Here is a 10,704-nt window from a genome sequence, read left to right on the forward strand (position 1 = left end):
GAGCGGAAGGGCCCGACCCGCCTTTGGCCAGGCGGGTTGGGCCGTTTTTGCCACTTGACAGGGTTATCGGTCATATGAGCGTGCCAAACGGTCCGTTTTGTGTCATCGGCCCCGCCCCTTTGCGCTATACTTACCCCCACGGGCGATTGGCGCAACGGTTAGCGCAGGTGCTTTACACGCACAAGGCTGGGGGTTCGAATCCCTCATCGCCCACCACTTGGCTGTTTCGGTCCCAGCGATGGGACCGTTTCTTTTTTGAGCTCCTTTCAGAGGGATTCGAACCCCGTTGGGGGCGCGGAGCTGAGGAAACGCGCCGAGCATTTGCCGGCGAAGCGCGGCCGACATCCACAAGACGTCGACCGCGAGCGCTTCCGCCGTGCCCGAGCACGCCCAGTGGATCCGCGACCTGAGTGCACGGCTCGCAGCAGGGTCCGGGACGGGTATTTTGGGGCTGGGTCGTTATTACCCAAGGCGGCACAGCGCACTGCCTTGGGTAATAACGACCCCAAAAAACCAGTTCCAAATGTACGCGCTACGCCAGCACCTTCGTCAACCCATCAACCAGGGCATCGGCTTCTGCCTCGCCGCAAATAAGCGGCGGCAGGAAGCGCAGCGTGTGGGCACCGGTCGCGTTGATCACGAAGCCGGCGTCGAGCATCTTGGCCACGACGTCGTGGGCATCGCCCGCCGCCTCGTCCAGGTCGCAGCCGATCATCAGGCCGCTGCCGCGCACCTCAACCACATGAGGCACGCCTGCGAGATTCTCGCGCAGATAGCCGCCCACCCGCTCGGCATGCTCGTCGTACCTGCCGCGCGTGAGCTCGCACAGCACGGCGCACGCCGCGACCGCTGCCAGGCAGCTGCCGCCGAAGGTCGTGCCGTGGTCGCCCGGGCGAAACACGTCCGCGATCTCCTTCTTGGCCACGCAGGCTCCCGCGGGCACGCCGCCCGCGATCCCCTTGGCAAGGCTCATGATATCCGGCTCGACCCCGTAGGTCTGGAAGGCGAAGGGCTTTCCCGAACGGAAGATGCCCGTCTGCACCTCATCGGCAATGAGCACGCCGCCCACACCGTGCACGAGCTCGGCCGCGGCCTCCATGAACTCCTGCGTGAGCGGATGCACGCCGGACTCACCCTGGATAGGCTCGAGCAGCACTGCGCAAATCTCGCTGCCGTAGCGCTCGAAGATCCCGCGGAGCTCATCCACGTCATTCGGCGTGCAGGCGACAAACCCGCCGGGCAGCGGCTTGAAGCTGTCCTGCAGGCGGTCCTGCATGGTTGCGGCGATGGTCTCGAGCGTGCGCCCGTGGAAGCTGCCGCGCAGCGCCACGATGGTGTTGCCACCGTTGCCGGCGCGCTTGGCGTACAGGCGCGCAAGCTTCATCGAGCCCTCGTTGGCCTCGGCACCGGAATTGGCGAAAAACGTCTCCCAGACCTGCTCGCCCTCCGCAGGCGCCGCAGCCGCCAGCAGCGCATCGGCATCGCCCGCGACGGCCGCATCCGCCACGGCGCGGGCGCCGTCCATATCGCCGTTCGCAAGCTTGGACAAAAGCGCCGCAACCTCGCCGCGGTGCTCGATATAGAAGTAATTGGACACGTGCAGCAGCTGTTCCGCCTGCGTGCGCAGCGCATCCGCGAGCACGGGATGGGCGTGCCCCAGGCAGCACACACCGATGCCCGCAAGGAAGTCCAGATACTCGCGGCCGGCATCGTCGACCAGCGTCATGCCGTGGCCCGATACGAAATCGACCTCCGAACGGCCGAACGTATGCATCACGTACGAAGACTCAAGCGTCTTCTGCATAGAAAGAGACATGGTGGTTACCCCTCGCGTTTCCCTAGATGTTTTCGGACAGCCGCGCGGCGAACTGCGTCAACGGATGCGGATGCGTGTCCTGCTCGTAGGCGGCATGCGTCGAATGGATGACGGTACCGACGCCGGCGTCGGTCAGAAGCTCGAGCAGCAGCGAATGCGGCGTCGTGCCGTTAATGATGTGCGAGCGGAAGACGCCCGCCTTGAGCGCATGGATGCAACTTTCGAGCTTGGGGATCATGCCCTTGTCGACCTCGCCGCGCGCGAGCATCTGCTCGGTCTCCTCGAGCGTCAGGTTGGAGATGAGCGAGTCCTTGTCCGAGAAATCCTCGTACAGGCCGTCGACGTCGGTCAGGAAGATCACCTTGTGCGCATGGACCGCCGCGGCGATGTGACCGGCCGCGACGTCGGCGTTGATGTTGAAGAACCCGCCGTCCTCGCCCTGGGCGACCGTGGCCACCACGGGGATGTACTCGTTGTCCATGATGCTCTCGAGATAGTCGGCGTTGACGCGAACGATCTTGCCCACACGGCCGAGCTCGGGGTCGAGCTCGCGGGCGACGATGGTCCCGGCGTCCGCTCCCGATACGCCCACGGCAAGGTTGCCGTGCACGTTGATGGCCGCCACGAGCTCCTGGTTGACCTTGCCGCCCAGCACCTCGCGCACGATCTCCATCGTGGCGTCATCGGTCACGCGCTGGCCGTGCTTGAACTCAACGGGGATATCGTAGTGCGACAGCGCCTCGTTGATGTCCTTGCCGCCGCCGTGGACGATCACCGGCTTCATGCCGATGATCTTGAGCAGCACGATGTCGCTCATGACGTCGGCGCGCAGCTCGGAGTCGACCATGGCCGCGCCGCCGTACTTGATGACGACGGTCTTACCGGTCAGGTTCTTGATCCACGGAAGCGCCTCGAACAGAAGCTGGGCGGTTTCCTCGTCGGAACGGGATGCGGAACGTGAATCGCGTGCGTACTTCATGTGCGGTCTCTTTCAATAGATGGCCGCCCGCATGACGGGCGGGCGGCCGGCCCCGATGCGGGGCCATGGATGGTTCGGCGAGGGCCGAGTACAACCTATGTACGGTAGTCGCCGTTGATGGTGATGTACTCGTGGGTCAAGTCGCACGTCCAAACCGTCGCCGTGCCCTCTCCGGCGCCGAGGTCTGCCGAGATCACGATCTCGGGTGCCTCGAATCGTCGCAGGGCCTCTTCCTCATCGAACGGCACCGTCAGCCCCTCGCGGCACACCGGCAGGCCCATGATGTCGATGGAGGTGCGGGTCTGGTCGAACGCCACGCCGCACTTGCCGAGCGCCGCGGCGATGCGGCCCCAGTTGCAGTCGCGGCCCGCGATGGCGGTCTTCACGAGCGGCGAATTCGCCACCGCGCGGGCGGCGGTGTCCGCATCCTCGTCAGTTGCCGCGCCGGTCACGTTGACGGTCACCAGGCGCGTGGCGCCCTCGCCGTCCGCCGCGATGGCGCGCGCCAAGCTCTCGCACACGACGTGCACGGCGTAGACGAGCTCCTCGTAGGCCTCGGTGCCCTCGCGGATGGGCTGCTCGTCGCTCGCCGCGGCACCCGAGGCGAGCATGATGCAGGTGTCGTTGGTCGACGTATCGGAGTCGACGGTCACCTTGTTGAAGGTCTGCTTGGCGCACGACGTCAGAATCGTGTGCAGCGTCTGCGGCTCCACCGGCGCATCGGTGGTGATGCAGGCGATCATGGTCGCCATGTTCGGCATGATCATGCCGGACCCCTTGACGCAGCCGCCCACCGTGAACGTGCAGTCGACGTACTCGAGCACGCCGCTCTCGTAGGTCACGGCGAGCTCTTTGGGGTGCGTGTCGGTGGTCATGATGGCGCGCGCCATGGCGGCTCCGCCGGCCACGGAGAGCTGGTCGTATGCCGCGGGGATGCCCGTCTCGAACGGCGCGATGTCGAGCTGCTGGCCGATAACGCCCGTCGAGGCGACGAGCACCTGGTCAGAGGCGCACCCGACCACCTGCGACACGATGTCGCAGGTCTCGCGCGCCACGGCGAGGCCGGGCTCGCCGGTCGCCGCGTTGGCGTTTCCGGAGTTGATCGCCACGGCCTGCACGCAGCCAAAGCCCTGGTCGGGACCGCCCAGATGCTCGCGGCTGACGGTCACCGGCGCCGCGCAGAACCGGTTCGTGGTGAACACGCCCGCAGCGCTTGCCGGCTTGTCGGCCACGATGAGGGCAAAGTCGGCACGCTCCGGGTTCTTGCGGAACCCCGCGTGGATACCCGCGGCCTTGAAGCCCCGAGCGCTCGTCACGCCTCCCCCGGGGATAGCGCGCAGTCGTGTGTCAAAGGCGTCGACATTCATGAAGACAGTTCTCCTCGTCCGTCCTGATACTGGCATCAGTGTAGCGCAGCGCCCCGCGACGCCGCGACCGAATCGACGATCGCGGCGGACGGCCCGCTCGACTACACCGGCAGGGCGCACAGAGGCAGGCCGCAGGTCTCGTCCAGGCCGAGCACGATGTTGGCGCACTGGATTGCCTGGCCGGCAGCGCCCTTGCACAGGTTGTCGATAGCCGAGGTGATCACGAGCATGCGGGCTCGGCCGTTCACCGCAAGGCCGATCTGGCAGGCGTTGGATCCCGCGACGGAGCTCGTCTTGGGGAACTGGCCCGCGTCGAGCACGCGCACGAACGGGCTGCCCTCGTAGAAGGCGCGGTAGCGCGCGACGGCGTCCTCGGTGGTGAGCGTGTCGGCGACCTCGGGGGCAAGCGGGATGTTCACCGTGGACAGCAGCCCGCGCTTGAGCGGGGCGAGATGCGGCGTGAACACCACGCGGTCCTCAAGGCCGAGGATCTGCTCGATCTCGGGCGTGTGGCGATGCTTGCACACGCCGTAGGCCTCGACGTTCTCGTCGGCGCTGCAGTAGTGCGTGCGCGCGTTGGCGGACTTGCCCGCACCGGTCACGCCCGAGATGGCGTCGACGACGACCGAGGAGCCCTCCGCCATCCATCCCGCCTGGATCGCCGGATACGCGCCGAGCGACGTCGCCGTGGGATAGCAACCCGCGCAGGCCACGAGCACCGCTTCGCCCGCGGCACGGCTCGCGGCGGCCCGCGCAAGGTCGGCCGCGAACAGCTCGGGCAGGCCGAACGCGCGCGTCTTCAGCAGCTCGGGCGAGGTGTGCGGCGTGTTGTACCACGCCTCGTAGACCGCAGGGTCGGACAGGCGGAAGTCGGCGGAGAGGTCAAACACGCTCACGCCGGCCTTGAGCAGACCGGGTGCCGCAGCGAGGGCGGCCGTGTGCGGAACGGCCAGAAAGACCGCGTCGCACGCCGTGAGCAGCGGGTTGTCATGCGTCGTGAACTCCAGGTCGCTCACGCCGGCGAACGCAGGATACACGTCGGCGAGCTTCTGGCCGGCGTCGGCGTTGGACGTGATAGCGACGAGCTTGAACTGCGGATGCCCCAGCAGCAGGCGGACAAGCTCGATTCCCGCATATCCCGCTGCTCCCACGACTCCAACCCGATAGGCCATACGACGTCATCTCCCAAATGTATATTCTTGGCCTGAAAATGCATATATCCGCATCTTCAATCCCTATTCATTGAGCAAGTTGAGACAATAGCACTCCGATTATGAGAAGGGCGGCATTTTTTCACAGGATACATTCTCGCAACACAGCATGGTGCTTTTAGGGACAGGTGATTTTTGTTCATGCCGGCGCGACAGCGCCGGCATGAACAAAAATCACCTGTCCCTAAAAGCACCATCTATGGGTTGGAACGAACCCGTCCCCAGCGAACCCGTCCCCCATGACCCGCCAGGAATTCCGCACTCCGTGGGGAAAGTGGCTAGAAATTTCTGTTTTGCTGTAACTGAACCAGGATGAAGGAATCGGAAACCCGCTGCCGGCACCGATTTCTCCCCGGAAGCGCCCGATCTGCGCATTTTGAGGTCCAGAAACCGGCTTCGCAACCGGTCAATGCAGCCTAAACGACTCATCCGGACATCTCTGCCGCGCCCGGCTTACAGCAAAACAGAAATTTCTAGCCACTTTCGCCGGAAGAGGGTGCGGCCGAGGAGGCGCAGGGCGCTCCTGCTCGGAATTGCTCAGCGTTTTCCTAGAAAGCGATGCGGCGCTCGCTGCCGTCGATGTCGCAGAAGCGCGCAATGCCGTCCGCAACGCTGAAGAACGCGAGTCTGCCGTCATGCGCGGAATCATGCGCCTCGCCGATGCCGACCATGTGCGCAAAGCCCGCCTGGCGCACCTCATCGCTCACCTGGGCGTCGTCCGCGAGGTTCGCCCTGCCGGACACCACGATCCAATACGCCCCGGGCTTCCAGCCGGAAAGCTCGAATTTGGGATGAGCGGTCAGCTCGCGCCATACGTCCTTGTCGCGCGACGTGACGAACCACAGCTTGCCCGCGTCCGCGCATGCAAACGAAAACGGGCGCACGCGCGGCTGCTCGGCATCGTGCTCGTCGATAGTCGCCAAGAACCACGCGGGGATCCCCGTCAGATAGCCAACGATCTCGTCCATGGTAGACCTCCTGCACTTCCCTATAGCTCGAGCGGCTTCCACTCGTCATGGTTGCAGATCCACGCCTGCGGATCCTCCACGCTGAAAAACACGAGCGTCGGGTCTTCCGGGCCGTCGTAGTGCTCGCCGAGGCCCTCGAGATGCCTCCAGCCCGCCTCGCGCACGTCCGCTGCCGCCTGGTCTTCCAGCCCGGCGCGCCCGCGGAGGATGAGCCAGCCGTGACCCGGCCACCACGCCGTCGCCTCGAAGCGCTGGTTCTGCAGCAGCTCCTCCCACACGTCCTTGGTCGTCGCGGTGCAGAACCAGAGCTTTCCGTCCTGAATCGCCGCGAACGAGAACGGGCGCACGTGCGGCTGATCGTCCACGCTGGTCGCCAGGTACCATGCGGGAATGGACGTCAGGTACTGGAGCGCCGTATGCAATCCGTCAGACATATTCGATCACACCTTTCCTATCCTGCAATAACGCCGATCGCAACCACGCAGACGCCCAGGGCCGCCAATATCGCCGCGGCGACACCGTCGCACGCCCGGTACCGAAGCGGATGCAAGCGCGTGCGCCCGGCCTCGCCGTGATAGCAGCGCGCCTCCATGGCGGCCGACAGCGTCTCGGCATGCCTGAAGATGCTCGCGAACAGCGGGATCGATATGCTCGAGAGCATGCGGACGCTGCCGAGCGGACCGGCCGTCACGTGCGCGCCGCGGCTGATCTGGGCGCGATAGGTGCACATGAGCTCCGTGGCGAACTGGGGCATGAAGCGCAGCGCGATGCCTAGCATCATGCCGAGCTCATGCGCCGGCAGGCCGATGCGCGCGAACGGGGCGAGCAGGCGCTCGACGGCACACGTGAGGTCGAGCGTCATCGTCGTCATGGTCACCAGGCTCATGCCGCACATCATGAGCAGCATGCGCGCCGCCGTGAACGCGCACGAGCGCAGGCTCCCCTCGCTGATCTGGAACGGGCCCAGCGCGGCCAGGACGCGACCGCTGTGATTGGTGAGGAGGTTGAGCGCGGCGACCACCAAGACGATGGCGAGCAAGGGCGCCAGCGAGCGCAGGGCGCGGCCGGCGGGAATGCGCGCCGCGCCGTAGAACGCCGCGATGAACACCGCGATGGCCCCGAGTGCGACGAAACTGCGCGCAAGCAGGGCGATCAGCAGAAACACGATGCCGCCGAGCAGTTTGGTGCGCGGGTCGAGACGATGCAGCGCGCTGTCACCCGGATAGTAGCTGCCGAAGGAGAAGACCTCGTTCATCGAGCCGCCCCCTTGATGAGCAACGCGATGTCGTCGGCCAATCCGTCGACGTCGTAGAGTCGGCTGGTCGCGAGCGGCACGCCACGGGCGGCCAGTGCGCATGCCATGCGCTGGGCCGCGGGCACGCCGAGTCCGACCCCGCGCAACCTGTCCGCCTGCGTGAACACGTCGCGCGGGGTGCCGGACATGAAGACCGAGCCCTCGTTCAGCACGACGACCCTATCGCAGTACGCCGCGAGGTCGTCCATGCTGTGCGACGACATGACCACCGTGAGCCCCTGCTCATGAAGCCCGGCGATGAGCTGCAAGAACTCGTGGCGAGCCGCCGGGTCGAGACCGGCCGCCGGCTCATCGAGAACCAGCACCTCGGGCTCCATCGCAAGAACGCCGGCGAACGCGCAGCGCCGCTGCTGGCCGCCGGACAGCTCGAAGGGGCTTTTGCCGGCCAGCTCGTCGAACGACAGGCCGACCTGCTCAAGCGAGCGGCGCACCCGCACATCGACCTCATCGGCGGAAAACCCGAGGTTGCGCGGACCGAACGCCACGTCGTCGTAGACCGTCGTCGCGAACAGCTGGTGCTCGGGATATTGGAACACGAGCCCGACCTTCGTCTTGATGCGCGCCGATGCGCGCCTGTCGGCAAGATTCTCGCCGTAGGCGACGACGCGCCCCATCGTCGGGTGCACCAGGCCGTTCATGTGCTGGATGAGCGTCGACTTGCCCGAGCCCGTGTGCCCGGCAAGCCCGACGAACTCGCCGCGCCGAATCGTCACGTCGACGTTGTGGAGCGCCCAGACCGCGTCGGGGTCGTTGCCCCAGACGGCCTGCTTCTTCGCGCGCGGGCGGCGGCGCTTGGCCGCGCGCTCGCGCACGCTCGCCTCGTAGCTGTAGCTCACGTGCTCAAAGGAAAGGCACGCCTCGGCCCGGTCTTGCGAGACGGCGTCCGCATCCGAGGCGGAAGCCGCATCCGAGGCATCGCCGGGCCCGCAGGACACGCCGTCCAGCATGCCGGCGATCTCGGCGATCATGGTCCCCTCGTCCACGTGAGGCGTGACGTCCACGCCCCGGCTGCGCAGCGCCAGCCCCAGCCGGCACGACGGCGGCACCTCGAGGTCGAGCCGTTCGAGCACTTCGGCGCGCGCCAGGACATCGGCCGGAGCGCCCTCGAGCGCGATGCGCCCCCGATCGAGCACGACCACGCGGTCGGACAGCGCCGCCTCCTCCATGAAGTGCGTGACCATGACGATCGTCATGCCCTGCGCGTGCAGCTCGCGGCATACGCGCATGAGCCCCGCGCGGCCGCGCGGGTCGAGCATCGCCGACGCCTCGTCAAGCACGAGCACCTTCGGATGCATGGCGAGCACGCCCGCGATCGCCACGCGCTGCTTCTGGCCGCCCGACAGCGCGTGCGTCTCATGCCGCTCGAAGCTCATGAGGCCCACTTCGCGCAGGGCGTCACGCACGCGCTCGGATATCTGGGCGGGCTCGATGCCGAGGTTCTCCGGCCCGAACGCCACGTCGTCTTCCACCAGCGTGGCGACCAGCTGATCATCGGGATTCTGGAACACGAGGCCCACGGCCGAACGGATGTCGTAGACGTATTCGGGATCCGCCGTGTCGAGCCCCATCACCGTCACGCGCCCCTCGTCGGGGACTAGCAGCGCGTTCAGGTGCTTGGCGAGCGTCGACTTGCCCGAGCCGTTGCCGCCCAGAATGCAGACGAACTCGCCGTCTTCGATGGAAAGCGACACGCCGTCGAGCGCGCGCGTAACGCCGTCGTAGGAGTAGCTTATGTGTTCGCACTCGATCATGCGCGGCCCTTGACCTGGTCCTTCTTGGGGGTGATGAGGTTCGAGATGGCCTTGTAGACCGCAAGGGTGAGCACCGAGTTCAGCAGCGTCTTGATGAGGTTGAACGGAATGACCGCCGGGACGAGCAGCGGCATGATCACGTCGGCGGAACCGTACCAGAACCACACGCCGATGGTGAGATTTGCGGCCACCGACCCCGCCGTCGCCAGCACCACGCCGATCGCCAGCCCGATGACGGCCCCGGCGAACGTATGGTTCTTGCGGTAGACGAGCGCCGCCGGCAAGATGAACAGCACCGTGGCGACGACGTTCATGAGCGCGCCGACCCAATCGCCGGTCATGAGCGCGTGGATGACGATGGCGACGAGCCCCACCGCGACGCCCGACCCCGGCCCGTAGGCGAAGCCGGAGACCATGGCGGGCACCAGCGACGGATCGTACGTCAAAAACGGCGCCAATGGAATGATGGGGATCTGCACGAACATGAAGAGCGCGCTGACGGCGCACATGAGCGCCATGGTCACGAGCTGCTTCGTGCTCCACCGATTCGTGTTCTGTACATGGATGTGCGTAGACTGTTCAGTCACAAGAATCACCTGCCTCTTCCATCCGGCCTTTAACCGTTGGCACCGGGCTCTCACCGGTTCGGCCTGCAGGCGACCCAACGCCTCGCAGGTTCGCGGGCTCATCGGATCCACGCGGCCCTCATGCCGCGCGCCGATATACCGCCAGTGGGGAATTCCACCCCGCCCTGAAACAGCAGCTCCATCGTAGCACGTCGCGCATGTTAGAGCCGGTTGATTTGGGTCAGGCCCCATTCGACACAAAAGCCCCCGACAAGGGCACTGTGAACTGCCTTGCCGGGGGCCCGTGGTGGCGGGGTGGGCTTAGATCTCAATCTCCCCCTCCCCCGCCAGCTGGGGCTCGACGGCGCCGAGGCGGCCGTCCTGCGCGAGCCACTCGCGGAGCGCCGTCAGGTCCGCGATGCGGTTGCCCTGGCAGTAGAGCTGCCAGAGAGAGGGGCACGCCGAAACGTCCAGGGACTCGATGAGGTTGTCCCAGCAGTCGAGCCTCTCGAGCGCCGGGAGGCCGGAGAGGTCCAGGGACTCGATGAGGTTGCCCGAGCAGTCGAGGCTCACGAGCGCGGGGCACCCGGAGAGGTCGAGAGAGGTTATGGACGACGCGGGGTGAATCTACCCCGATTCCGTTTACACCCTTACGCCGCCATCGGGTGGCGGTCCTCCTCGGGCCAGTTGGCCCGCTCGAACTCCTCGGGGCTGAGGTACCCCAGCGCCGA

General features: G+C 66.2%; 10 protein-coding genes, 1 tRNA gene and 1 riboswitch. Of the genes, 1 reads left to right on the forward strand and 10 read right to left on the reverse strand.

The window, feature by feature from the left end:
• Window positions 1-140: 140 nt before the first annotated feature.
• Window positions 141-216 (forward strand) — tRNA-Val (locus B5F74_RS11925).
• A 316-nt stretch (window positions 217-532) separates the two neighbouring features.
• On the opposite strand, the gene B5F74_RS11930 is transcribed toward B5F74_RS11925, so the two are convergent.
• From B5F74_RS11930 to B5F74_RS11975, 10 genes are all read right to left on the reverse strand, one after another.
• A complete protein-coding gene (locus B5F74_RS11930; RefSeq protein WP_087202761.1) occupies window positions 533-1,816 on the reverse strand; it encodes an aminotransferase class III-fold pyridoxal phosphate-dependent enzyme in 1,284 nt (427 codons plus the stop codon).
• A gap of 22 nt (window positions 1,817-1,838) precedes the next feature.
• A complete protein-coding gene (argB, locus tag B5F74_RS11935; protein ID WP_087202764.1) occupies window positions 1,839-2,795 on the reverse strand; it encodes an acetylglutamate kinase in 957 nt (318 codons plus the stop codon).
• A 95-nt stretch (window positions 2,796-2,890) separates the two neighbouring features.
• Window positions 2,891-4,162, reverse strand: coding sequence for a bifunctional glutamate N-acetyltransferase/amino-acid acetyltransferase ArgJ (gene argJ / locus B5F74_RS11940; RefSeq protein WP_087202767.1), 1,272 nt, complete (start codon window positions 4,160-4,162; stop codon window positions 2,891-2,893).
• Between the two features lie 101 nt (window positions 4,163-4,263).
• Window positions 4,264-5,334, reverse strand: a complete 1,071-nt coding sequence (gene argC / locus B5F74_RS11945) for an N-acetyl-gamma-glutamyl-phosphate reductase (protein ID WP_087202769.1) — start codon at window positions 5,332-5,334, stop codon at window positions 4,264-4,266.
• A 587-nt stretch (window positions 5,335-5,921) separates the two neighbouring features.
• Window positions 5,922-6,341 (reverse strand): pyridoxamine 5'-phosphate oxidase family protein, encoded by a 420-nt coding sequence (locus tag B5F74_RS11950; RefSeq protein WP_087202771.1) that lies wholly within the window; start codon window positions 6,339-6,341, stop codon window positions 5,922-5,924.
• Window positions 6,342-6,361: 20 nt separating this feature from the next.
• Window positions 6,362-6,775 (reverse strand): pyridoxamine 5'-phosphate oxidase family protein, encoded by a 414-nt coding sequence (locus B5F74_RS11955; protein WP_087202773.1) that lies wholly within the window; start codon window positions 6,773-6,775, stop codon window positions 6,362-6,364.
• Between the two features lie 17 nt (window positions 6,776-6,792).
• Window positions 6,793-7,596: an energy-coupling factor transporter transmembrane component T gene (locus B5F74_RS11960; RefSeq protein WP_087202775.1), complete on the reverse strand. Its 804-nt coding sequence runs from the start codon at window positions 7,594-7,596 to the stop codon at window positions 6,793-6,795.
• Window positions 7,593-9,407 (reverse strand): energy-coupling factor transporter ATPase, encoded by a 1,815-nt coding sequence (locus B5F74_RS11965; protein WP_087202777.1) that lies wholly within the window; start codon window positions 9,405-9,407, stop codon window positions 7,593-7,595. The genes B5F74_RS11960 and B5F74_RS11965 overlap by 4 nt, the downstream gene beginning before the upstream one ends.
• Window positions 9,404-9,994 (reverse strand): ECF transporter S component, encoded by a 591-nt coding sequence (locus B5F74_RS11970; RefSeq protein WP_143753888.1) that lies wholly within the window; start codon window positions 9,992-9,994, stop codon window positions 9,404-9,406. Before B5F74_RS11970 ends, B5F74_RS11965 begins: the two co-directional genes overlap by 4 nt.
• 6 nt (window positions 9,995-10,000) lie before the next feature.
• Window positions 10,001-10,170, reverse strand: a riboswitch (FMN riboswitch).
• 124 nt (window positions 10,171-10,294) lie between these two features.
• Complete coding sequence (locus B5F74_RS11975) at window positions 10,295-10,546, reverse strand: leucine-rich repeat domain-containing protein (RefSeq protein WP_158095789.1); 252 nt, start codon at window positions 10,544-10,546, stop codon at window positions 10,295-10,297.
• Window positions 10,547-10,704 lie beyond the last annotated feature (158 nt).

The organism is Collinsella sp. An271, assembly GCF_002159695.1.
Classification (GTDB): Bacteria; Actinomycetota; Coriobacteriia; order Coriobacteriales; family Coriobacteriaceae; genus Collinsella; species Collinsella ihumii.